Genomic DNA, 22,232 nt, shown 5'->3' on the forward strand with positions numbered 1-22,232 from the left:
GCTACATGCCCGTTGTTATCGGGGCCGGCGGTCGGCGCTGGTCAAGGTCGGGGCGCACTGCTCCCGGCAGCATGCCTGTCATTTCCGGCCCGTGGGCTCAGAGGACGGCGGATGGTGTGGTGTGCCGTGAGCGACACCGCGGACCTGAACATCCCGTACAGGACGCCCGCAGTTCCAGCCAAGGCCAAAACGATGAGGGCAGCGAGGGCTAGGAGCAGGAACATCAGAAAGGAAATGCCCAACGTCGTGCAATAAACCAAGGTGAAAGCGAACGTATCCGATCCGGTCACGAGCCTGGTTTCCCCCGCCGGGCCGGTGCGGCAGGTCCCGCATAACCGCTGGCCTGCCGGAGCGGACAGAGTTCGGCCACCAGCGCCCGGAGTTCGGTAGGGCGGAATGGTTTGATCAGGTACCCGCTGGCGCCGGCTGCAATTCCGGCGAGTTCATTTGCAGCCTCGGCGAACGCGGTAATCATGAGCAACGGCGCGGAAGACACGCTCCGCAGTTGCCGTGCTACTTCGCGGCCGTCGACGTCTGGCAGGCCAAGATCCAAGGTAATCAGCGCCAATTGCTGCCGTGAAGCGGCCAGCAGCCCCGCGCTCCCGGTTTCCACGGTGTGGACCTCGAACCCCTCAGCGGAAAGGATGAGACTGATCAATCCTTGAATATCGGCGTCGTCCTCGATGACCAGACATGCACCGCGTGTGCTCATTCCGCCCCCCATTTCCTCCGGCCATTCTAAGAGACCGTTTCTTCACCGGCGCCTCTACCCGGCATTGAGCTTCGCCGGGGTCCGGACTTCCTTGACGTTGATGCCCCGGTGGGCCACCGAACGAGGCTGTGGCCCCTGCCAGGAAGGGGCCGTAGGCTTGGCAGGTTGTTGCACCCCTTCGTTCATTTCTTCCGGCAGGATCCCATGGCTGCATTGGTCCCCACTGATTCGTTTATTCCCTCACCGACCCTCAGCGCCGTGCACCTGGGGCCGCTGACCATTCATTTCTATGCCCTATGCATCCTGGCGGGCATCATCCTGGCGATCTGGCTTACCTCCCGGCGATGGCAGCAGCGCGGCGGCCAGCCGGGCCAAGTGCTTGATATCTGTCTCTGGGCCGTGCCGGCGGGGATCATCGGCGGACGGATCTATCACGTCATCACGGACCCGGAACTCTACTTCCTTCCCGGCCGGAATCCCTGGAACGCGTTCGCGATCTGGGACGGTGGTTTGGGGATCTGGGGCGCCGTCGCCTTTGGCTGTCTCGGAGCGTGGATCGGGTGCCGCCGGCCGGGAGTATCCTTCGTGGCGTTCCTGGACGCGGTATCCCCTGGAGTCCTCTTTGCCCAGGCTCTGGGCCGGTGGGGAAATTGGTTCAACAACGAGCTCTACGGGGATCCGACAACGCTGCCGTGGAAACTTCAGATCCATCGGATGGACCCCGCGACTGCCGCGGCGGCAACGGATCCCTCCGGAGCGCCCATTGTGCTGGGGTACTTCCAACCAACGTTCCTCTATGAGTCGCTGTGGTGCCTGCTCGTCGGATTGGTCATCATGGCCGTTGATTCGCGCACGCGGCTCGGCGCCGGGAGCGTGTTCGCCCTGTACGTCGCAGGCTACTCGGCCGGACGTTTCGCCTTCGAACTGATGCGTTCCGATTACGCCAACCTGATTCTGGGGCTGCGGGTAAACACCTGGGTCGCAGGCCTGCTGGTCCTGGCCGGCGCGGCAGCCTTCGCAGTGCTGTGCCGCAGGGAACGCTCAACAGCCAACCCAAGTCCGCACCGAACGGCCGGCCTTGCCGGCGCAAAGGGCTCCGGAACCGGTTAGTGCGGGACAAGCGAAACCCTGCCCAGCAGCGCGCTGGCCCGAATGAGGTCGGCCGCGGCTGCGGATTCGTTTTCAGTGTTGGTTCAGGGGTTCCTCTCAGCTGGCTCTTATCCCTCCGGTGGGACACTCGGTCCTAACGGAAGGGAGAAGCCATGGACAGGGCAGTGAATTCACGGGTCCGGGCGCTGGATGCGGTTCGGCGGTCGACGGTGACGGCGATGGTGTTGGCAGGGCTGACGACGGCCGGTATCAGTGCCGGGCTGGCCTCCGCGCAGAATCCCTCCACCGCTCAGACGGTGAGCGTGCAACAAAACCCGGCTGCACCCGTTGTCCCGGCCCCGGGAGGGGCTTTCGGGAGCGTGGCACCGGCGCGGAACGCCCCGGCCCGCGCCCTCCCGCATACCACGACCAGGGCATCCTAGCCATGGACGCGGTCCAGGCCACATGGTTTCCCGCGATTGGCACGACTGCCGGTGTGCACGCGACGGAACCCGGAAGCTTTGACGAAGCGGTTAGGACCGCCGGGCAGTGGCTGGATCGGCTGGATCGGGCCGCTTCGCGGTTCCGACCCGATTCTGAGCTCCGGGCAATCAATACCCGCTCGGCCCGTGAACCGGTGACTGTTCTCCTGAGCCCGTTGCTCGGCGAAGTCCTTGACGCTGCGTTTCTCACGGCGGCCCTGACCGGCGGCCTGGTCGATCCCACCGTCGGCGCTGCCCTGCTTCACGCCGGTTACGACGATGACTTGGACGTCGTCCAGAACCGGGACGGGTGGACAATGGCCGGTGAACCCGAACCGGCACCGGGCTGGCGGCACATCAACTACACCCCGGAAACGAGGGTCCTGACCCTCTCCGCCGGGACGGTCCTCGATTTTGGCTCCAGCGCCAAAGCCTACGCCGCCGACTGTATCGCCGGGCTGCTGGCACAGACCCTGCCTGGCGGTTTCCTGGTCGACCTGGGTGGGGACATCGCCGTGGCCGGCACCGTACCGGAGGGCGGCTGGCAGGTCGGCATTGAATATGACGGCGGCCGCATCGCCCAGGTCATTACCCTCACGAACCAGGCACTGGCGACCTCATCCACCCGGCACCGGGTGTGGGCCAGCGGGTCCGGGACCGCACACCACATCATCGATCCCCAGACCGGAGCCCCGGCAGAGCGGATCTGGGCCGAAGTGACCTGCCTCGGAGCGACCGCCCTGGAAGCAAACGCCGCGTCCACCGCCGCAGTCATCATTGGTCTGAAAGCACCGGCGTGGCTGCGCGCTCACGGCATCGACGCCCGGCTGCACGGCATGGACGGCTCGACCGTGATGACCGGGAACTGGCCCTCGGACCACCATGTCGCCGGGGCCCGCTGATGCCTGCGGTCAACGAAGTTTTCTGGTTCCTTTCCCGCGCGAGCGGGATCACGACCTCCGTCTTATTGACCGTGACCTTCATCCTCGGAGTGATGACCTCAGGACGGCGCCGCCCAGAAGGCATCGGCAGCACCGTCGTGACTGGCCTTCACCGCAACCTGGCTTTGGGGATGATGCTCCTTCTGGTGCTCCATGTTCTCACCGCCGTGGCCGATGGCTACGTCGACATCGGATGGGTCGCGGTCCTGCTGCCCTTCACCTCCGGCTACGAACGTGCCTGGACCGGGCTCGGCGCCATCGCTTTGGATCTCCTGCTGGCCGTGACCCTGACCTCTGTGCTGCGCCACCGCATCCCGGAACGGTGGTGGGCTCCGGTCCACGCCCTGACCTACGTGCTGTGGCCTGCAGCGATCGTGCACGGCATCATGATGGGCACCGGGAGCGCATGGATCCTGCGGGGCGTTGGCCTGGCGTGCCTGATCGCAGGGGCGGCGGCCATCGCCTACCGGCTAATGAACCGGCAGCCCGACGAAACCCGCCGCGGCGCCATCGGCAGAGAACCATGGCGATGAACCTCAGGACACTGGAAGCGGCCGGCCTGACCGGGCGCAGCGGTTCGGCATTCAGCACGGCACGTAAAGTCGGTGCGGCTCGACAGAACGGTGCCGAACTAATTGTTAATGCCTGCGACGGGGAAATCAGTGCCCTGAAAGACGCCCATGTTATCCGGCACCATCTGGCATGGGTCCGGCACGGGGCTGCCCTGACCGGACTGAGGCACGTGACCTACGCAGCCCACACCGGAACAGAGACCGAGGAGCGCCTACGCGCCGCCGGTCTCTCTGTGCTGCCCGTGCCGGCCCGCTATGTCGCCTCCGAAGCCAGTGCTCTGGTATCGCTGCATCACGGGGCTCATGCCCGCCCGATGACCAAACGCCGCCGCCTGATCGAGGGAGGACGCACCCCCGATGGCAAGAGAACCCGCCCCGTTCTGGTCCTGAACGCCGAAACCGTGCTCCGGATCGCCCAGATCGAGGTCTTCGGCCCCGCCTGGTTCCGTTCCTTCGGCACCCAGGTCGAACCCGGCCCGCGCCTAATCACCATCACTGGCGCCGTCAAGGCACCGGGAGTGTATGAAACCGAATCCGGGCTGCCACTGAGCCGGGTCGTTTCACTGGCTGGAGGCCCGCTTCCGGGTGTCCTGGCGATGAACATCGGCGGACTCAGCGGCACCTGGATCGACGCATCCAGGATCGACTCTCTGAATTACAGCTCTGCATCCCTGGCCACCGTCGGCGCAACCCTCGGGCCCGGCGTCATGCACCTGCTGGACCGCTCCCGTTGCCCGGTGGATACGGTGAAGGACATGCTTGACTATGCCGCCGGGGAATCTGCCGGGCAATGCGGGCCCTGCATGTTCGGGCTCCCCGCAGTTGCCCGAGACTTCGCTGAACTGGCCGCAGGCACCGGCAGACCCAGTGCAGCAACTGCCCTGCGTCAACGGTTGGGATTCCTGGTTGGCAGAGGAGCCTGTCACTTCCCTGACGGGATCGCAGCGTTCACGCACTCCGCGCTGGAGGTCTTCACCGATCACCTCAGCGCCCATGCCGCAGGCTACTGCCCTGGCCACGAGAGCCGGGTCCGGAGATGATCCTTCGTTTCCGCCGACAGGTTCTTCCGGAGTACCCGGTTCTGGCCGTGGACCGGACCACCTGCACCGGGCACGGGGTGTGTGCGACCATGCTCTTCGAACACATCACACTCGATGACTGGGGATACCCGGTTTTGCACGGACCCATCCCGCGGGCCCACACCTCGGAACTGGCGTTGCGGTACTGCCCTGCACGGGCCCTGTACTGGCGGAACGGGAACGACTAGGGAAAAACTGACACCCACCTGGCCCGGAAGACGCCCACGCCACATTCTTGCGTGTAATCAGCGAAGCGTCCGGCCGGGTCTCATGCGTGGATGTTGGCGTTAGGTGGCGGCTTTTTGTGTTCGCTCTGTGTCGTTAGGTGCCGATGACGATGATGCTTGCTGCTGCTTCTAGGACGTCATCGGTGATGGTTTCGAGTTGGTTGGTATTGGGACCCGGGTGATCTGTCGGAATGGCCGTTCGAGGAGCCGGAAGTTGCCACGGGCAATGGATTCTACTGCGGCGATTGCCTGGGCGTCGGTGACGTCAGCCTGGTCGAGGGTGCGGGCCGAGGCGTTTCCCGTGTCGGTCCAGAACGAAGAGGAGCTCGTCTTTGACGCGCTCGACGGTCAGCTCGCTCTCATACTCGGCCAAGGTGGCGGGTAGTTCAGCATCAGCCGACCGTCGAGGTTGCCGGGTCAATACCTTCTGAGATGAATCGGACCTGGACGCCGCGTTCCCTCTGCGGGTTCACGGTGTTCAGTACGTCGATCAATGACCGGCCCAGCCGATCGACCCGCCAAACAACGACAGTGTCGCCCTCCGCGGCATACTCGAGGAACCTCTGGATCCGTTGTTTGCAAGGACACTCTAATTCGACGCTTTGCCCAGGTCGGCGAGGGCCTTCCGGAGGCGGGTGCCGGCGTCGTCGGCTACTTCTTTGATTGATGGGGCGGCGCTGAGCTGGACCATGGTCTGAGGGTCGATGGCTTCCACTGTGGTCACGTCTGCATCCTTGTTCCGGCGCACCACCACATTGCATGGCAGCAGCGCACCGATTTCCGGCTCGGCGGCGAGGGCGCGGCTGGCGAGGGCAGGGTTGCAGGCGCCGAGGATGACGTAGTTACCGACAGCGTCAGCCGCTTCGACACCTAGCTTGGTTTCGAAGGTGGAGCGGACGTTGATCTCCGTGAGGATCCCGAAGCCCTGGTCCGACAGGGCCTTCCGGGTACTTTCCAGGGCTTCGGCCCACGGAAGAGCGGTGGTCGTGCTGAGTGTGTACGTCATGGTTCTCCTTGGGGAGCTCGGAAGTGGGACGGGTCAGGCGAGGGAGAGGAAAAGCTTTTCCAGGTCCTTCTTGTCCATCGTTGCGTCTTTTTGGACTATGCACTGCTCAAGGCCCGTGGCGATGATGGCGAACCCGGCCCGGTCCAGCGCCTTCGATACGGCGGCAAGCTGAGTGACGACGTCCTTGCAGTCCCGGCCTTCTTCAAGCATGCGGGTGACAGCGGCCAACTGGCCCTGGGCTCGCTTCAGACGATTGATGACAGGGGTGAGTTCTGAGGGATTGAGTTCCACGGGATTCTCCAAGTGTCGGGGGCTTGCCCCCATCGTATACCCCCTAGGGTGTTTTGACTACCCCCGGGGGTATCTGAAATACTCGGTGGGGTATCCACCCACCCCCTTCCGAGAGGCCATCATGACTCCCCCTTCCACGGCGCCGGCCGTCACCGCACTCGCCCCTGAAACCCTCACGTCCTGGTTCAAAGAGCACCAGGACCTCGTGGTGATCGATGTCCGCTCCGCCGCCGAGTTCGAGTCCCTGCGCATCCGCGGCTCCTACAATGTGCCGCTGCCGCTTTTGTCCGAGCACACCGATGAACTCGCCGCCCGGCTGGGTCCCCGCGTTGTGCTTGTCTGCCAGTCCGGCGTGCGCGCCGAGCAGGCCCGCCAGCGCCTTGCCAAGGCCGGGATCGACACCGCCTATGTTCTGAGCGGCGGCACACCCGGCTTCGCCGCTGCTGGAGGCGACGTGGTCAAGGGCAACGACCGCTGGGACCTGGAGCGCCAGGTCCGCCTGGCCGCCGGTTCACTGGTAATGCTGGGTCTGGCAGGCGGCAAGTTTGTCTCCCCCAAGGTCCGGATGCTCGCCGGCGCCATCGGCACAGGTCTGACCTTCTCGGCCGCGACCAACACCTGCGCCATGGGTAAGGCCCTTTCGGCCATGCCGTGGAACAAGGCTGCCAAGGAGCCCACCCGCGAAAGCGCCTTCCTGCAGCTTCCCGTTCCGGCCCAACAGGACGCCGCGGCATGATCCCGGCCCTGGGTCTAGGGCTTGTCGTCGGAATCGTCCTGGGTGTGGTGGGTGGCGGTGGCTCCATCATTGCCGTTCCTGCGCTGGTGTACGGCGTGGGCATGAGCCCCGTCCAGGCCATCCCGACGTCGCTGCTGGTGGTGGGCATTTCGTCGCTGGCAGCGCTGTTTCCCCGGATCCGGGAGGGCCTGAACTGGCCCGTCATCACACTGGTAGGGGCCGCCGGCATTCCGGCGGCCTGGGCCGGCGCGGCCGTCGGCAAACTCCTGGATCCGAACGTCCTGATGCTGGCGTTTGCCGTAATCATGGTGGCCGCGGGCGTCCGGATGCTGAGCAAACCGCGCGAAATCGAGGGAATCTGCAGCACGGGACCCAACCGGGCTTTCCGGTCCTGCGCCCCGAAGGCGGTGGGCGTTGGACTGCTCGTCGGATTCCTCACCGGGCTGCTTGGCGTGGGCGGCGGCTTCCTCATCACCCCCGCGCTGACCATCTTCCTGGGCCTGCGCATGAAACAGGCCGTCGGAACGTCGCTGGCGATCATCGTCATCAACTCCGCAGCCGGATTCAGCGCTCACGCCGCCGGCTACACCATCGACTGGGCCACCACCCTGGCGTTCGCGGTCCCGGCCATCCTGGGATCCATCGTCGCGGCACGGCTTGCCCGCCGCCTGCACGACAAGCACATCCGCATCTCATTCGCGGTACTCATCTTCGCCGTCGCGGCGTGGGTCACCGCCAGCACCGTCACCGCCTGACACCACAGAACAGGAGCACACCATGGGACTGATCGAATCGCTGAAGAAGGCCTTCAGCAAGCCCTACACAACGGTCTCCATTGCACAGGCCAAGGAACTCCTGGGTTCCGGCGCCACACTCATCGACGTCAGGTCCACCCGGGAATGGCGGACCGGCCGGGCACCGCAGGCCAAGCACGTCCCCCTGGACAGACTGCAGGTCAGTACCGCGGGGATCCAGAAGTCCCGCCCCGTGATCGCCATCTGCGCCTCGGGAGTGCGGTCCGCCTCTGCCGCCAAACTCCTCGCCGCGAAGGGCTACCACGCCTACTCGGTGCGTGGAGGCATGGCCGCCTGGCGCCAAGCCGGCGAACCCGTCCGCTAGACGGCACCACCCCCAACCACCAGCCGAAACCATTTCGAAGGAGAACCACCATGGCTGAAATCACCATCACCGAAACCGCGCAGCGCCGCTCCACCGCTCGGATCCTGGACGTCCGCGAGGACTTCGAAGTCGCCGAGGCAATGATCCCGGGCGCCCTGCACATCCCCATGGGCCAGCTGCAGGCACGCCTGTCCGAATTGGACCCTGCCGTCCCCATCATTGCAGTCTGCCGGAGCGGAAACCGTTCAGCCCGCGTCGCCGACGCCCTCAACGATGCCGGTTTTTCGGCAGACACCATGGCCGGCGGCATGATCGCCTGGACCCGCGCCGGACTCCCCACCACCTGACCCCTGCAGTCCCGCCACGGCAACAGCCGGGCCATGCCCCGGCGGGCCCGCACAGTCTCCTGCAGGCTGTTCCGCAGAAGATCGGGGAAGGGGCCGCAGCCTCGTTGCAAAATACCCCCAGGGGTATCTATGCTGGACTTAGAACAACCTCCAAGCCTTATCAATCGAAGGAGATCACCAGATGCTTATCGAGCGTATTTACGATGAAGACCTCGCCCAGGCCAGCTACCTGATCGGCTGCCAAGCCAACGGCACCGCCGTGGTTGTCGACGGCCGCCGCGACATCGCCGTCTACCAGGAACTGGCCGCGAAGAACGGCATGAAGATCAGTGCCGTTACTGAAACCCACATCCACGCCGACTACCTTTCCGGCACCCGCGAACTCGCCGCCGCCACCGGCGCGAAGATCTACGTCTCCGGCGAGGGCGGCCCGGACTGGCAGTACGAATTCGACGGCGAACGCCTCTACGACGGCGACACGATCACCATCGGCAACATCAGCATCCAGGCCGTGCACACCCCGGGCCACACCCCCGAGCACCTGTCCTTCCTGGTCACCGACGGCGCGTTCAGTGACCAGCCCGGCTACCTGCTCTCCGGGGACTTCGTCTTCTCCGGAGATCTCGGCCGGCCGGACCTGCTGGACGAGGCAGCCGGCGGCATCGACACCCGCTTCGAAGGTGCAAAGCAGCTCTTCGCCAGTCTGCGGGACAAGTTCCTGACTCTGCCGGACTACGTGCAGGTCCACCCCGCTCACGGTGCCGGCAGTGCCTGCGGCAAGGCCCTGGGCGCCATCCCGTCCTCCACCGTGGGCTACGAGCGGCTCTACTCCTGGTGGGGGCCGTACCTCGCCGCGAATGACGAACAGGGCTTCATCGATGAGCTCCTCGACGGCCAGCCCGACGCGCACGCCTACTTCGGCCGGATGAAGCGGGAAAACCGTGAAGGTCCCGTCGTGATGGGTGAGCGCACGCCGCTGCCCGAACTCGCAACCGGCATCCTCGCTGCAGGCCTGGCAGAGGACACCCTGACCTTCATCGACACCCGCTCCAACAGTGAGGTCCACGAAGGCACCGTAGCCCGTTCCCTGAACGTGCCGGCAGCCAAGGCCGTGGCCAGCTACGGCGCCTGGGTAGTGAACCCGGAGACGGATAAGAACCCGCTGGTACTGCTGGCACAGGACCAGGAACAAGCTATGGACATGTGGGACCACCTGGTCCGGGTCGGCATCGACAACATCGCCGGTTACGTCACCAGCATCGAAGGGCTCCCGATGACTACGCCGAAGCTGATCCAGCCAGAAGAGCTTCAGGGTTTTGACGCCGCCATGGTCGTGGACGTCCGCAACCGCAGCGAACACATCGCCGGAAACATCCCGGGCTCGTACCAGCTCAGCGGTGGCCGTGTCATGTGGCACCTGGACAAGATCCCCACTGACGGAACCATCGTGACCTACTGCCAGTCAGGCGTCCGGAACTCTGTCGCAGCCAGTGCCCTGCGCCGGGCCGGATACGACGTCGTCGAACTCGCCGGCAGCTACGCAGCCTGGATTGCTCAGCAGAACTCAGTCGCCACGGCCTGACCAGCCGGAACACCTCAAGACCGCCCGGGCAGGGCCCCACCTGCCCGGGCACCTTTATGCCCCGGCACGAAAGGGAGTGCTCCGGAATGACCAGAAAAATGGCGGCAAACAGTGTCGCTTCCATCGATGCTGTGCTGGGCCTTCGGCAAAACCTGGCACAGTTCATGCTTCTGGTGGCAGTCAACGCCTTGGTGGGCGGCACGCTGGGCCAGGAGCGCACCGTGCTGCCCCTGCTCGCTTCCCAGACATTCAACCTGGACCTGTACACCAGTGCTCTGACTTACATCCTCGCCTTCGGCCTGTCCAAGGCCGCGACGAATTACTTCGCGGGAACGCTCTCTGACAGGTACGGCCGCAAACCCGTCCTGGTCGCGGGCTGGCTTGTAGCAATCCCAGTCCCGCTCATGCTCATCTTCGGCCCGTCGTGGGGATGGATCGTTGCGGCAAACCTGTTCCTCGGTGTCAGCCAAGGCCTGACCTGGTCCACGGCCGTGATTATGAAGATGGACCTGACCGGCCCGAAACAGCGCGGCCTTGCCATGGGTCTGAACGAAGCGGCAGGCTACCTCGGAGTCGCCGTCACTGCCCTAGCGACCGGGTATATTGCCTCCGCGTACGGGCTCCGGCCAGGCCCGTTCCTCTTCGGAGCCGCCTACATTGCCCTCGGGTTAGGCCTGTCAGTTTTGAACGTGCGCGAGACACACCACCACGCCAGGACGGAAGCCTCCCAGCACGTCAGTGCACACAGCAGTGCCCATGCCGGCCTCACCACAGGCCAGGTTTTCACCCTCACCAGCTTCAAAGACCGCTCACTCTCCGCAGCCAGCCAGGCAGGACTGGTGAACAACCTCAACGACGGCCTCGCCTGGGGCCTGTTTCCTGTCTTATTCGTCAGCTCCGGGCTAAATCTGAACCAGATAGGGATCCTTGCCGCCGTTTATCCCGCGGTCTGGGGAGCCGGGCAGCTCTTCACCGGCGCCGCCTCAGACCGGTGGGGCCGCAAATGGTTCATTGTGGCCGGCATGATCGTCCAAGCCGCGGGACTCGCGCTGGTCGCCGCCTCCCGCAGTTTCGGGCCCTGGCTCATCGCCTCAGTCCTCCTCGGGCTCGGAACGGCCATGGTCTATCCCGCACTCCTTGCCGCCATCGGGGACGTAGCCAACCCCACGTGGCGGGCCCGTTCCGTCGGCATCTACCGGCTCTGGCGTGACGGCGGCTTCGCCGTAGGGGCACTCTTGTCAGGTCTTCTCGCTGACTTGTATGGGATTCCCTCAGCCATCGCCACCGTCGCTGCACTCACAGCCGCCTCCGGCCTGGTGGTCGCCGTTCGAATGCGCGGCAAAGACCACATAATCGGGGTGGACACTGGCCCTTAGCCCGACACGTCAGCCCCGAATGACCCCTGCACGGACGGACTAGTGTCAGCGGTCAGCGGATAGGCAGTCACGACACATAGCGACAAACAAAACGCCGCCAAGCACCCCAGGCACACGCCGTGTTCTATTCTTTGGGTGCGGAGACGTCCTTGGCGGAACGGCGCCGGCGGGCGTGCCATAGAAGAAGGCCGGCAAGAACGATCACCGCCATGGCCAGCGCGGTTCCTTGCCCGGCCAGCCGGGCAATGCTCTGGTACGAGTTACCGGCGAGGAATCCCAGCATGACCGCGCCGGCTCCCCAGATGAGCCCGCCAGCTGCATTGAAGGTCAGGAACCGCAGGTAAGGCATGCGCGCCATCCCTGCCAGAGCGGGCATCACGGCGCGGAAGAACGCCGTGAAGCGGCCGATGAACACGGCCGTACCGCCCCTTCGACGCAGCAGCTCTTGGGCTTTGGCCACCTGCGGCTCCTTGCGTGCAACCATACGAAGGCGCATGATTCCAGGTCCGAAGAACCGTCCTATCTCATAGCCGACAGTGTCGCCGGTGATGGCCGCGACCACGACCAGAACGATCACCAGCCACAGCGGAAGCCGCCCGTGGCTTGCCAGGACCCCGCCGAGAATGGCCGCTGTTTCCCCCGGGATCACGAAGCCCAGGAAAAAGGCGTCCTCGGCGAAGACCAGAGCGAAAATCAACAGCGCCGCCAGCACCGGGCTGAGGTTCAGAATGCTGTCGACAAACTGGGACACCGGACGTCCTTTTCTCGTGATTTCCTCTACCTGGTTCAACGTTGGAACCGGCTGAGGTTCCCGTCCGGGGGCTGCCTGCGGCACATCTGCTTCAACCGCTGGCACCACCGTGGGAGGCCGCCTACAGCCTTTTCCCATCGGCGAAGACGCTTCGAGTGCGTGGATCATCGGCCGGGTACAGCCGCCGCTTTCGGGTCTTGGGGGTGTTGAGGCTTAGGGCTGTACGGGCTCGAGCGTGGCGGTCAGGCTCTGTTCGTGGCTGTCCCGGATGAGGGTTACGGTCACCGACGCGCCGGCGGGTTGTTCGTGCACTGCTGCAGTGAGTTCGGCGGTGTCCTGGACCGGGTGGTTGTTGATTCCTGTGATGACGTCGTCTTTCCGGATGCCTGCTTTTTCTGCTGCTGATCCGGAGGTGACTTCGGTGACGGCGGCGCCACGGGAGAACACGGAGCCCTTCGCCGCGGCGTCCGTGGTGGCTTTGATGCCGAGCTGACCATGGGTTGCGGTCCCGGATGCGATGATCTCCTGGGCGATTCTCTTGGCATTATCGATCGGGATGGCAAAGCCGATCCCGACGTTGCCTGCCTGTGTGCCGGCAGTGCCGGCGGAGGGGGATGCGATGGCGACGTTTACGCCGATGACCTCGCCCCGGGCGTTGACCAGGGCTCCGCCGGAGTTGCCCGGGTTGATGGCCGCGTCGGTTTGGATCACTTCCAGGCTGGGGTTGCTGCCGGACGCCTGTGAGGGGATTTTTGCGGTGCTTCCCGAGGCGGTTTGCGCCGGTGGTGGTGGTGCCGCGCTGATGGTCCTGTTTAGGGCCGCGACGATTCCTTTCGTCACCGTCCCGGACAGGCCCAGCGGTGTTCCGATCGCAACGGCGGTGTCGCCGACATTGATTTTTGACGAGTCTGCCAGGACTGCCGGGATCAGGGAGGGGGCCTGGATGCGGATCACGGCGAGATCCGCGAGCGGGTCCGCGCCTACCAGGGTCCCGGCGTAGACGTGGTTGTCGCTGCTGCGTACCTGAATGACCGGTGTGCTTGTGGCGCCGTCAAGAGTGACCACGTGTGCGTTCGTGAGGATGTCTCCTTTGGCGTCGAGGATGATCCCTGACCCGATGCCGCGGGTGGTGCCTGAGCTGACGGCGAGGGTGACGACGCTCGGTGTGGCCTTCTGTGCTGCCGTGGCGACGGTATCGCTGGTACCGGTGTTGTTCACCACTATCCGGGATGTTCCCGGCGAGGTGGACACCCCGGCCGTTGCCGGGCCGTCCAACAGCGCGTCGGCGCCGGCTGCGACCGTGCCACCGACGAGGGCGGCAATGACCAGTGAGGCGGCGAAGACGGGGGTGCTGCAGCGCCATTTCCTGCCGGTCGGGCCGGGAGCCGGGGGCGTCGGTGGACGGAGGTTAGTGACCGGTGGGGCGAACTGGGAGGGATCGGCATGGGCCGCGTCATCCCACGGGATGGAACCTTGACCCGGGTACACCCACGGGTCAGGGCCGGGGCCTGACTGCGCCGGATGAGGCCCACGGGGGCCAGCGGAATCTGGGGTGTGTGTCATCAAGTCCGTCCCTGTGACTGTGCTGCAGGGGATTCCCTGCAACAGGAAAGTGGGGTATCCGGCACCGGCAGGTGAAGCCGGCGTCGGGAATGGGGCAACCGGTACCCCGTCAGGTTTAGGGTCGTTATTCTCCGGAGGAAGCGGTGCGGTTCATCAGGTGCTCCAGCAGCGCTGCTTCGGGCCGGTCGGGGTTCCGGGAAACACATTCCTCCAACTGCTCCCGGTTTCGTTCGGCCCCGGCCGTGGTGTCGGCCAAGATTTCATCGATAAGTTCCCGCGCCTGCTCCTGCAATGTCGTTTTTGGGTACCTGGCGGTGGAGGAAGGAACAGAGACCGGCCCGCCCCCGCTTCCTTCCTCCACATCGTTTGGTTTCATCAATTTCCTGTGCCCGGAGGCCTTACTTGGTGCCCGGAGTACTGGTGTCCGGTGTTTCGTTGGACTCCGTTTCGGTAGTGTTTTCGGCACCCTTCTGACCGTTCTCCTGTGAGTCGGCCGTTTCGGTGGCAAGTACGGTGGCGTTGCCGGCGTCGATCTTCACTTCGTGCACGGCACCGGTGCTGTCTTTGACCGTCACTTCGTACACCAAGGATCCGTTTTCGTCACCGAGGTGGGAGGCCGTGGCAGTGGAACCGGGCAGGGAAGCCGCAGCGGCCGTTTCAGCGGCCTTGGCATCGATGGTCGCCAGTGCGGTCAGGTTCCCGGATTCTTGGGCGTCGGATTGCTCCCCTGCCGTTTCGGGGACGGTAATGGAGCCTTTGAGCTGTGGTTCCTGCTGGCCGGCATCGGACTTCCCACCATCGGCTGTGCTGCCGGTGGCCGGCGACGTGACCGGAGGCCATGGTGTGGTGCTGGCGTTGGCCGCTGAAAGCCCGACGACCGCGGTGCCGCCAACGAGTGCCAACCCGGCAAGTGCCCCGATGAGGGTCTTGCGTTTGGGTGAGGTGTTGTCCATGATCGTGCCTTTCGGAGAGTCGTAATCAACGCCGCCCGGGTCCGGGTGGTTTCTTCGGCGCCTACAGCCAGTCTCGACCGCGGGCCCTTAGAGGACGCTGAGGGGTCCTGAGAATTCCCGGCAGCCGGACACATGCGGAGAGTACTCAGGACACGCGGCCGGCAACCGCATGAGAGGCCAGGAGCGCGCTGGCTCAGTAGGAGAGGCTGGTGTCACCGCACCGTCCAGGCGGTCTCCTTTTTTGCTGCGCCGGGTACCCGTGTCGGGGCGATGTCGCCGGGATCAGAGGACGAACGCAAAGACGAGGCCGAGGATGGCAAGTGCTTCTGTCAGGGCAAGTCCGAGGAATGCGATGGGTTGAAGAATTTTTTGTGCTTCCGGCTGGCGGGCCACGCCGTTGATATAGGCCGCGAACACGAGCCCGACACCGATGCCCCCGCCGATGGCGGACAGGCCGTAGCCGACGAGGTTGAGACTGCCTTTCATGGTTCTACCTTTCAGTCGCCCGTTTTCGGACGTGGAGTTCATGGTTAGAGTGGCGGCCGGTTCTGTGCCCCGGCTCGGGAACCGTGCACCGGTTTCGTTCCGCCTGTTGCTTTGGCTGGGGCCCGGCAGGGGGCGGGTCCGGGGTTCAGGTTCAGTCTGTTTTTTCGCCGGTGCCCTGGGCTTTGGTGGCTGTTCCTTGGGCGGGGGCGTAGCCGCTGGCGGCGGCTTCGATGCTGATCTTCACTTCGTTGGCGGAGCTGCGGTAGAGGCTGTATTTGTTCTCCGGGTAGTGCCCGGTGCCGGTGCCGTTGTCGAAGTAGATGGTCGTGGCCTGTCCGGGGGTGAGGGTGAGCCCGTCAAGTTTCTGGTAGTAGGACTCCGTGGTGCCGGTGGTGGTGTCTTTCATGGTGTAGTACACCTCCAGCCCGGTCATAGGGGCGGTGCTGGTGTTGGTGAGCGTGAACTGGAGCCGGTCTGCAAGGGCTGCCTTGGTGGTGGGATCGACGTTGTTTTCGGCCATGACGTCCGTGATCGTCAGCCCGGTTTTGGTTCCCGTGGCGGTGATGGGGTTGGTGGTGACAGGCAGGACAGTGGCTGCGGAGGGGGTGGCCGAGGGCGCTGCTCCGGGCTGTGCCGGGCCGGTGATGGTGGCCTGCATGATCAGGACGGCGGCCACCAGCACCGCGACGAAGGCTCCCAGGCTGAGGAGTGCTTTTTTCATGGTCAGGTGACCTTTCTGAGTAGTTTGGTGCGGGTGGCTGCGAGGAAGGATCCTGTCAGTGCGGTGATGAAGCCGGTCATGAGCCAGAGGGTGTTGTTGAACGTCCCGGCCCAGATTAGGTTGAAGGGTTGCCCGTTGTATTGGTCTTTGATGCCGAGCCAGGCGAAGAGCGGGCGTTCGAATTGTTTGGTCATGGAGGTTTGCTCAATGAGGTCCCGGGCTGTTTCGTATCCGCTGAAGTTGGCCATGATGGCCTGTTCGTGGGTCTTATCGACCTGCAGGCTGGCGAAAAGGCCTCCGGGGATCTGGTTGTCAGGGTCCATGGTGTCCCCGATCTGGGGGATCACGAGCACCACGACGAGCCAGATGACCAGGGCCAGGATCAGGCCGGAGGCAGGGGTCCGTGTTAATGCTGCGACGGTGAATGCCAGCAGCGACCACATGGTCAGGTACAGGGCGGTATGGGCCGCGGCAACACCAAGTCTGACGTAGTCATCGCCTTGCAGGGGCGCGTTGGCCAGCAGCAGCAGAGTTGCCGTGATCACAGCGAACAAGGCCCCGGCCACCGCTGTCCAGAGGATGCCAACGGCCAGGATCTTGCCTCCGGCGAAGGTGTAGCGGCCCAGCGGGCGGCTGAAGATCAACTGCAGGGTCCCGTTGCCCCTTTCCTTCGCCACGAGCCCGTACCCGAGGATCACCGCGAACAGGCTGCCGACGATTTCCAGATATTCCATGCCGCCCCGGAGCATTTGCAGGGCCGCCAGCTGCGGCGGGGCGGTCCCGGCCGTCCCGCCGCTGCTGCGCAGCGCGGCCACATAGTTGTTGTAGTCATCGATCTTGATCCGGAAATCCGCTGCTGCGACCAGGACCGAGAGCATAACAACGGCGGCGAGGAACACGATAAGAGAGACCAGGGCGCGGCTGCGGGTGAGGTCTTTGAGTTCCTTCCCGCACAGAATCAGGGACTTAGGCATGAAGTTCGCTCCTGATCCGTTGCCGGTTCGTGGCCAACAGCACCACACACACCACGGCGAGGACGGCTCCGAGGATCAGCACCGGAGCCGCCACGGAGCCGGACACGGCCTGATCCTGGAGAATGATCGCGGCGGCGTGCTTGAACTGCTCACCCACGGACAGAGGGCCGGTGAAGCCGCTGGTGACCGCGAAGAAACCCATCGGGGTAGCAGCCGGGGCCGGGACTGGGTTCAACAAAGACACCGGCAACGCTGCGGTCCCGGCCAGAGGCAGGATGAAGATCACGATGCTCCACAGGACAATGGGGGCCAGCAGCGCCGTGGTGGTCGATGATGTGTGAAGGCCGCTGAGCATTCCCAGTACAAGGAAGGGCATCAGGAACAGCCACGCCAGGGCGTAGAGGCCCGCAAGCCGCAGGGATTCATCCCAGGTCGGCGGGGCGCCTGTGACGATGGCGATCCCGGTGAAGGTGAGGATGGCAGCTGCCGCCAACAGGAGGGCGAACAACGCCGCGAGACCGGTGAGTTTGGCCCCCAGGTAGGTGGCCGGGCTGATGTTGCGTGACAGGACCAGATCGGCGGTGCGGGCACGCCGGTCCCGGGTGGTGGACTGAACGCCGGTGATGATGGCCAGCAGCGCCCCGATCACAATGATGTAGATGACGTTGTTTCGTGCGTAGTAGAGGGCCGGCAGCCCGTCGAAGGGGTTGTGCGCCGTTGTCAGACCCTGGGCGGCGACTTCGCGGTAGACGTCGCTGACGGTGGTCTTGGCGCTTGAGCCGATGAACGCCGACGCCGCGGTCATGCCCAGAAACACCGCCAGGACACCGCGGGGCAGCCGCTCACGGGAGATCGCGGTGATTTCCTGTCGGAGAGTCACCGTCCAGATGTTCACGGCCGGGCACCGGCTTCGATGTGCAGGTAGATGTCTTCCAGCGATTCCTGGTCCGGGAAGGCATCCAAGGTCGCGGCCACGGAGTTGTGGTAGATCAGGTTGCCCGAGCTGAGGATGCCGATGCTGGTGCAGGTCTTGGTCACTTCGGCTAGTAAATGGGTGTTCATGAAAATTGTGATCCCGAATTCCCGGTTCAGGTTGATGATGATTTCACGCAGTTTCGCCACGCCCTGCGGGTCAAGGCCTGAGGTGGGTTCGTCCAGGAACAGGACCGAGGGTGTGTGCAGGATGGCCTGGGCGATCCCTGCACGTTGTCTCATTCCCTTGGAGAAGGTTCCCAGTCGCTCCCGGCCGTGACCGGTGAACTCCACGGCCTCCAGTGCCGCTGCGACCATCTGCCGTGGCCGGTCGACACCTGAGAGTCCGGCGAAGAAGAGCAGGTTCTCCTCCAAGGTGAGGTTTCCGTAGAACTGCACGTTTTCGGGTAGGTACCCGATGTTCCGGCGGACTTGGGCTGCTTCTTTGTCGATGTCATACCCACAAATCCGCCCGGACCCCGAGGACGCTGGAAGCAGCGTCGTGAGGATGTTTACCGTCGTGGTTTTGCCGGCTCCGTTATGACCCAGGAGACCGAAAATCTCGCCCTCGGGGACACGAAGGGTCAGGGGGTTCAGCGCGGTGTCCCTGCCGTACTTCTTGGTCAGTTGCGTGGTTTCGATTGCCATGTCCATGCGGCAACCGTAAAACCGGGCCGCTAAGAGCGCCCTGAGAGAACCGCAGGCCAGGGCTCAAATGCTTCCGGAGTCGAAGCGGCCCAGAGTGTGCGGGGCCGCCTCAAGATGTTCGCGCTCATCATCGACCAGCCGTTCCTCGCGGTGCAGTTCCTGCGGGAAGCCCTGCGGAATGACCGGATCAGCAGGTCCATGGGCTAGGCTTGCCGGGCCGCGGCCCCCGTTGGGGGCACGTACCGGCGCGGTCGCGGAAACCGGAGCCGCGGATGAGGCCCGGTGGTGGGAGTGTTCGGCCCCGGCGGCAGCCCCGATTCCAAGAGCCGAGACAACGGCCAGGGTCAAAGCGGCGGTCAGAGTCGCACGGAGCTTCTTCATACCCCCACCCTTTCGTGGTTTTGCTGAGAGAGGGCTGTGCGCAAGTTGTTCGAACGACGGGGGTGACCGATCCTTGGATCATGAACCAGGACAGCTCCGCGCCCGCTGCACCCGGGGACGCAGAACCCCGGAAACGGTGGGGCATTCGTAAACGCGCCACCGCAACCGCGATGGCAGTTGTTGCAGCGGCCTTGGCGGTGGGGGGAATCATTTTGCTCGTGTTGCTGCAGACCTCGTTGATCGCCGCCACGGAGAGCGCGGCCAGGCAAAAGGCCCAGGATGTGATTACCCAGATCAATGATCAGGATGTCTCCGAAGCGGCCCAATACATTGCCTCAACGGCCCATTCGGGCCAGATTGTTCAGATCCTGGACCCGGCCGGCAAAGTCCTGGCCGCCTCTGTTCCGGCGGCGACGAAAGAACCGCTGTCGGATTTACGGCCCGGCCCCGGACAAACCCTGACCCGGGACGTGACCAGCCTGCAAAGCATCGGTGATGAGGATGAATTCCTGATCATCGCCAGCGGGGCACAGGACGGCACCGGAACCTATACCGTGCTGGTGGCAGCCACCGTCCAGGTTCAGGCGGATACCGTCGCGACAGTGGGATGGTTCGTGCTCGGAGCCACCCCCGTGCTGCTCGCCGTTGTCGGCGCCGCAGTCTGGATGCTCGTGGGCCGGTCGCTGCGTCAGGTCGAGCGGATCCGGGGCCAGGTCGCAGCAATCAACGCCCAGCGCCTGGACGGACGGGTGGAGGTGCCACCGACCGGAGATGAGATCCATGCCCTGGCGTTGACGATGAACGAAATGCTTGAGCGGCTCGAAGCCTCCGACCGTGAGCAGCGCCGGTTCGTCTCCGATGCCAGCCATGAACTACGCAGTCCCTTGGCGACCTTGGGCGCCGGGGTGGAAATCGCTGCCGCCGACCCCTCCGGGGAAACGTGGAACGGAATGAAAGATGTCCTGGCCGGGGAAACAGCCCGGATGCGGTACCTGGTCGAGGATCTGCTCACCCTGGCCAAAACCAATGACGGGACGTTCTCGGCAAAGCACACCGATGTTGACCTCGATGACGTGATGGACCAGGAAATCCGGAGACTCCGTTCCACCAGCCGCCACCGGATCACCGCTCACCTGAGCCCTGCCCGGGTGAGCGGGGACGCCCGACGCCTAAGCCAGGTAGTACGCAACATACTGGACAACGCCGACCGCCACGCCCACTCCTGCATCGCCATCGGGCTGGCCGCCGGACCCGCCGGCGCCGTGCTCACTATCGACAATGACGGCCCCCCGATCCCTCTGCCGGAGCGGGAACGGGTCTTTGAGCGTTTCGTCCGACTCGATGAAAGCCGTTCCCGGGAAAGCGGCGGCAGTGGACTCGGACTGGCCATTGCCGCCGGGATCATGGCATCACATCATGGGACGGTCCGGGCCACCGAAACAACGGAGGGGAACTGCCGTTTTGAACTCACATGGCCCCCCGCGGCCGACCCTTCCGGACCCGACCCCACCCGCAGGTCCTGACTGCGGAAAGTGCCCCGAACCGCGGCGCAACGTAACCGGCACCGGGGCCGCGAACACTCAAAAGGAAACTCTCAAAAGTGGTCTGCGCCCCGCTCCGGGGCGCGTCAGGTCCCGGATGTGCCCGCTGACCTGCCGGGCTTGTCCGCGGTGATCTGGTACCCCATGCCCCGGACCGTGGTGAGGGTCTGCACGCCGAAAGGCCCGTCGATTTTGCGCCGCAGATAGCCGATGTAAACTTCCACGACGTTGTCGCCGCCCTCGAACGCGGGGTCCCAGACGTTGTCCAGGATTTCGTTTTTGGACACCACCTGATCGTGCCGGCGCATCAGGTACTGCAACAGCCCGTATTCCCGTGGCGTGAGCCCGATCAGTTCGTCGCCGCGTCGGACACTGCGGCTGACCGGGTCCAGGCTCAGCGTTCCCAGTGTGAGCACCACTGGCCGTTCCGGGGCGCCGCGGCGCATGAGCGCCCGGATCCTGGCCACCAGGACGAGGAAGCTGAAGGGCTTGGTCAGGTAATCATCGGCGCCCAGATCAAAAGCGTCCGTCTGGTCGTACTCGCCGTCCTTGGCCGTCAGCATCAGCACCGGGGTCCAAATTTTGCGTTCCCGGATTTCTTTGAGGACGTCGTAGCCGTTTTTCAGTGGAAGCATCAAATCCAGCAAGATCACGTCATAGGGGTTCTCGGTCGCTGCCCAGAGCCCGCTGACCCCGTCATGGGTGACATCGACCACGAAACCCTCGTTGGTCAAACCCCGGCGGACGGTCTCAGCCAGCATTTTTTCATCCTCTACCAGCAGGATTCGCATCTCCTGGCTCCTTTCCTCGTTGGAAGGAAGTATCACGGACCCCACCTGAGCCAAACCTGAGGAACAAACGGGGAAGGTTCTCTCAGCATCTTCTCAGCGCCGGGCCGCCAAGGTGGAGGCAACACCCTCCTACACCTCTAAGAGTCTGGATTACGCCGTGGACCTTGCCGCCTCCCGCCAACCGGGGACATCCCTGGGACTACGGTCCTGGTGGTGGATCCCCGCGGGCATCGTCATCTATGCGGCCGCCGTCGCCGGGGGACTGACCGCCAAATCCTTTGGTCCTTTCACGCCGGAGCTCGGGCTCGACATCGCCTTAAGTCATGGCCGCAGCGCCGCCCTGGTCGGCATCAGCGAACTGATCAATTTCGGGATCAGCCCGCCGGGAGCGATCATCCTGTCGTTGCTGCTGTGTTCCTGGCTTTGGTGGGGCAAAGGCAGGCCGCTGCAGGCTGCGGCGTTTGGTTCGGTCGTTGCCGTCGGATGGCTGAGTTCAACTGCCGGCAAAATCCTCGTCTCCCGCTCCCGGCCTCCTGGTGAGGCTGTGACCGCCCTTGTACCGGAAACACGGCTCGATAGCTTTCCTTCTGGTCACACGGCCTTTGCCATGGCCATGGCCCTGGCCTTTGTGATCGTTGTGGCACGCACCCGGGCCCAGAGGATCATTGCTGTTGGCCTCGGAGCAGCGGGTGTGGCTCTGGTCGCTTTCTCCCGGCTCTACCTCGGGGTCCATTATCTGAGCGATGTGGCAGGGTCCGTGGTCATCAGTACCGCAGCCATCCTGGCGTGGTTGCCGCTGTGGAACAATCTGATAGCACCACGCCTTGCCCGTACCGCGCTGATAGGTCGTCTGGAGCGTGGACGGCCCAACGGTCCATAACCGGACTCCGGG

29 protein-coding genes and 2 pseudogenes are annotated in these 22,232 nt (G+C 64.5%); 13 read left to right on the forward strand and 18 right to left on the reverse strand.

All coding sequences use genetic code 11. The features are described 5' to 3' along the window. Positions 1 to 41: 41 nt before the first annotated feature. Both EU811_RS21870 and EU811_RS21875 read right to left on the reverse strand, forming a co-directional pair. Positions 42 to 290 (reverse strand): hypothetical protein, encoded by a 249-nt coding sequence (locus EU811_RS21870; RefSeq protein ID WP_142940374.1) that lies wholly within the window; start codon positions 288 to 290, stop codon positions 42 to 44. Beyond that, positions 287 to 712 carry a response regulator transcription factor gene (locus EU811_RS21875; protein ID WP_142940375.1) on the reverse strand — a complete coding sequence of 142 codons (426 nt, stop codon included), beginning with the start codon at positions 710 to 712 and terminating at the stop codon, positions 287 to 289. Before EU811_RS21875 ends, EU811_RS21870 begins: the two co-directional genes overlap by 4 nt. A 204-nt stretch (positions 713 to 916) precedes the next feature. On the opposite strand from EU811_RS21875, the gene lgt reads away from it, so the two are divergent. Beyond that, positions 917 to 1,822: a prolipoprotein diacylglyceryl transferase gene (gene lgt / locus EU811_RS21880; RefSeq protein ID WP_142940376.1), complete on the forward strand. Its 906-nt coding sequence runs from the start codon at positions 917 to 919 to the stop codon at positions 1,820 to 1,822. Between the two features lie 133 nt (positions 1,823 to 1,955). Here lgt and EU811_RS23630 read toward each other — a convergent pair whose 3' ends face one another. After that, positions 1,956 to 2,108, reverse strand: a complete 153-nt coding sequence (locus tag EU811_RS23630) for a hypothetical protein (protein WP_160147686.1) — start codon at positions 2,106 to 2,108, stop codon at positions 1,956 to 1,958. 138 nt (positions 2,109 to 2,246) lie between these two features. Here EU811_RS23630 and EU811_RS21885 point away from each other — a divergent pair, with 138 nt between their 5' ends. The 4 genes from EU811_RS21885 to EU811_RS21900 are packed head-to-tail and all read left to right on the forward strand — an operon-like array spanning position 2,247 to position 5,063. After that, complete coding sequence (locus tag EU811_RS21885; RefSeq protein WP_142940377.1) at positions 2,247 to 3,185, forward strand: FAD:protein FMN transferase; 939 nt, start codon at positions 2,247 to 2,249, stop codon at positions 3,183 to 3,185. After that, positions 3,185 to 3,757: a ferric reductase-like transmembrane domain-containing protein gene (locus tag EU811_RS21890; protein ID WP_142940378.1), complete on the forward strand. Its 573-nt coding sequence runs from the start codon at positions 3,185 to 3,187 to the stop codon at positions 3,755 to 3,757. Before EU811_RS21885 ends, EU811_RS21890 begins: the two co-directional genes overlap by 1 nt. Next, positions 3,754 to 4,836, forward strand: a complete 1,083-nt coding sequence (locus EU811_RS21895; RefSeq protein ID WP_202979342.1) for an NADH-ubiquinone oxidoreductase-F iron-sulfur binding region domain-containing protein — start codon at positions 3,754 to 3,756, stop codon at positions 4,834 to 4,836. Before EU811_RS21890 ends, EU811_RS21895 begins: the two co-directional genes overlap by 4 nt. Continuing rightward, a complete protein-coding gene (locus EU811_RS21900) occupies positions 4,833 to 5,063 on the forward strand; it encodes a ferredoxin (RefSeq protein WP_142940380.1) in 231 nt (76 codons plus the stop codon). The genes EU811_RS21895 and EU811_RS21900 overlap by 4 nt, the downstream gene beginning before the upstream one ends. A gap of 133 nt (positions 5,064 to 5,196) precedes the next feature. Here the strand turns inward: EU811_RS21900 and EU811_RS24460 are convergent. The 4 genes and pseudogenes from EU811_RS24460 to EU811_RS21915 form a co-directional block, all read right to left on the reverse strand. After that, a pseudogene (locus EU811_RS24460) lies at positions 5,197 to 5,436 on the reverse strand (AAA family ATPase); the annotation flags it as partial. Then, positions 5,437 to 5,671 (reverse strand): annotated as a pseudogene (locus EU811_RS24795) (recombinase family protein); the annotation flags it as partial. It lies immediately after the preceding pseudogene. A 20-nt stretch (positions 5,672 to 5,691) separates the two neighbouring features. Beyond that, entirely contained in the window at positions 5,692 to 6,108 is a 417-nt protein-coding gene (locus tag EU811_RS21910; protein WP_142940381.1) for a DUF302 domain-containing protein, read from the reverse strand. 33 nt (positions 6,109 to 6,141) lie between these two features. Continuing rightward, positions 6,142 to 6,399 carry a metal-sensitive transcriptional regulator gene (locus tag EU811_RS21915; RefSeq protein ID WP_011777016.1) on the reverse strand — a complete coding sequence of 86 codons (258 nt, stop codon included), beginning with the start codon at positions 6,397 to 6,399 and terminating at the stop codon, positions 6,142 to 6,144. 121 nt (positions 6,400 to 6,520) lie between these two features. Here EU811_RS21915 and EU811_RS21920 point away from each other — a divergent pair, with 121 nt between their 5' ends. From EU811_RS21920 to EU811_RS21945, 6 genes are all read left to right on the forward strand, one after another. After that, positions 6,521 to 7,135 (forward strand): rhodanese-like domain-containing protein, encoded by a 615-nt coding sequence (locus EU811_RS21920; protein ID WP_142940382.1) that lies wholly within the window; start codon positions 6,521 to 6,523, stop codon positions 7,133 to 7,135. Then, a complete protein-coding gene (locus EU811_RS21925) occupies positions 7,132 to 7,890 on the forward strand; it encodes a sulfite exporter TauE/SafE family protein (protein WP_142940383.1) in 759 nt (252 codons plus the stop codon). Before EU811_RS21920 ends, EU811_RS21925 begins: the two co-directional genes overlap by 4 nt. A gap of 22 nt (positions 7,891 to 7,912) precedes the next feature. Then, on the forward strand, positions 7,913 to 8,254 hold the full coding sequence (locus EU811_RS21930) for a rhodanese-like domain-containing protein (RefSeq protein WP_142940384.1): 342 nt from the start codon (positions 7,913 to 7,915) through the stop codon (positions 8,252 to 8,254). A gap of 50 nt (positions 8,255 to 8,304) precedes the next feature. Then, entirely contained in the window at positions 8,305 to 8,601 is a 297-nt protein-coding gene (locus tag EU811_RS21935) for a rhodanese-like domain-containing protein (RefSeq protein WP_142940385.1), read from the forward strand. 181 nt (positions 8,602 to 8,782) lie between these two features. Then, positions 8,783 to 10,183, forward strand: a complete 1,401-nt coding sequence (locus tag EU811_RS21940; protein WP_142940386.1) for an MBL fold metallo-hydrolase — start codon at positions 8,783 to 8,785, stop codon at positions 10,181 to 10,183. A gap of 86 nt (positions 10,184 to 10,269) precedes the next feature. Then, positions 10,270 to 11,559: an MFS transporter gene (locus tag EU811_RS21945; RefSeq protein WP_142940387.1), complete on the forward strand. Its 1,290-nt coding sequence runs from the start codon at positions 10,270 to 10,272 to the stop codon at positions 11,557 to 11,559. A 124-nt stretch (positions 11,560 to 11,683) separates the two neighbouring features. Here EU811_RS21945 and EU811_RS21950 read toward each other — a convergent pair whose 3' ends face one another. From EU811_RS21950 to EU811_RS21995, 10 genes are all read right to left on the reverse strand, one after another. Then, positions 11,684 to 12,310, reverse strand: coding sequence for a DedA family protein (locus tag EU811_RS21950; protein WP_187697284.1), 627 nt, complete (start codon positions 12,308 to 12,310; stop codon positions 11,684 to 11,686). 213 nt (positions 12,311 to 12,523) lie between these two features. Next, positions 12,524 to 13,873, reverse strand: a complete 1,350-nt coding sequence (locus EU811_RS21955) for a S1C family serine protease (protein ID WP_142940388.1) — start codon at positions 13,871 to 13,873, stop codon at positions 12,524 to 12,526. 124 nt (positions 13,874 to 13,997) lie between these two features. Then, positions 13,998 to 14,249, reverse strand: coding sequence for a hypothetical protein (locus EU811_RS21960; RefSeq protein WP_142940389.1), 252 nt, complete (start codon positions 14,247 to 14,249; stop codon positions 13,998 to 14,000). A 22-nt stretch (positions 14,250 to 14,271) separates the two neighbouring features. Beyond that, the gene (locus EU811_RS21965; protein ID WP_142940390.1) at positions 14,272 to 14,826 is read right to left on the reverse strand and encodes a PepSY domain-containing protein; all 555 of its coding nucleotides are present in this window, start codon (positions 14,824 to 14,826) and stop codon (positions 14,272 to 14,274) included. A 282-nt stretch (positions 14,827 to 15,108) separates the two neighbouring features. Then, positions 15,109 to 15,312, reverse strand: coding sequence for an ATP synthase F0 subunit C (gene atpE / locus EU811_RS21970; RefSeq protein WP_142940391.1), 204 nt, complete (start codon positions 15,310 to 15,312; stop codon positions 15,109 to 15,111). 151 nt (positions 15,313 to 15,463) lie between these two features. Next, positions 15,464 to 16,033 carry a hypothetical protein gene (locus tag EU811_RS21975; RefSeq protein WP_142940392.1) on the reverse strand — a complete coding sequence of 190 codons (570 nt, stop codon included), beginning with the start codon at positions 16,031 to 16,033 and terminating at the stop codon, positions 15,464 to 15,466. 2 nt (positions 16,034 to 16,035) lie between these two features. Next, a complete protein-coding gene (locus EU811_RS21980) occupies positions 16,036 to 17,007 on the reverse strand; it encodes an ABC transporter permease (protein ID WP_142940393.1) in 972 nt (323 codons plus the stop codon). Continuing rightward, complete coding sequence (locus EU811_RS21985; protein WP_238703517.1) at positions 17,000 to 17,887, reverse strand: ABC transporter permease; 888 nt, start codon at positions 17,885 to 17,887, stop codon at positions 17,000 to 17,002. The genes EU811_RS21980 and EU811_RS21985 overlap by 8 nt, the downstream gene beginning before the upstream one ends. Before the next feature lie 11 nt (positions 17,888 to 17,898). After that, the gene (locus EU811_RS21990) at positions 17,899 to 18,633 is read right to left on the reverse strand and encodes an ABC transporter ATP-binding protein (RefSeq protein ID WP_238703518.1); all 735 of its coding nucleotides are present in this window, start codon (positions 18,631 to 18,633) and stop codon (positions 17,899 to 17,901) included. Between the two features lie 57 nt (positions 18,634 to 18,690). Then, positions 18,691 to 19,008: a hypothetical protein gene (locus tag EU811_RS21995; protein WP_142940395.1), complete on the reverse strand. Its 318-nt coding sequence runs from the start codon at positions 19,006 to 19,008 to the stop codon at positions 18,691 to 18,693. 80 nt (positions 19,009 to 19,088) lie between these two features. Here EU811_RS21995 and EU811_RS22000 point away from each other — a divergent pair, with 80 nt between their 5' ends. Further along, on the forward strand, positions 19,089 to 20,531 hold the full coding sequence (locus tag EU811_RS22000) for a sensor histidine kinase (RefSeq protein ID WP_142940396.1): 1,443 nt from the start codon (positions 19,089 to 19,091) through the stop codon (positions 20,529 to 20,531). A 104-nt stretch (positions 20,532 to 20,635) separates the two neighbouring features. Here EU811_RS22000 and EU811_RS22005 read toward each other — a convergent pair whose 3' ends face one another. Continuing rightward, positions 20,636 to 21,340 (reverse strand): response regulator transcription factor, encoded by a 705-nt coding sequence (locus EU811_RS22005; protein ID WP_142940397.1) that lies wholly within the window; start codon positions 21,338 to 21,340, stop codon positions 20,636 to 20,638. Positions 21,341 to 21,452: 112 nt separating this feature from the next. On the opposite strand from EU811_RS22005, the gene EU811_RS22010 reads away from it, so the two are divergent. Further along, positions 21,453 to 22,220 (forward strand): phosphatase PAP2 family protein, encoded by a 768-nt coding sequence (locus tag EU811_RS22010; RefSeq protein ID WP_238703519.1) that lies wholly within the window; start codon positions 21,453 to 21,455, stop codon positions 22,218 to 22,220. Positions 22,221 to 22,232 lie beyond the last annotated feature (12 nt).

This window comes from Arthrobacter sp. TS-15 (genome assembly GCF_006964045.1).
In the GTDB taxonomy this organism is placed as follows: Bacteria; Actinomycetota; Actinomycetes; order Actinomycetales; family Micrococcaceae; genus Arthrobacter.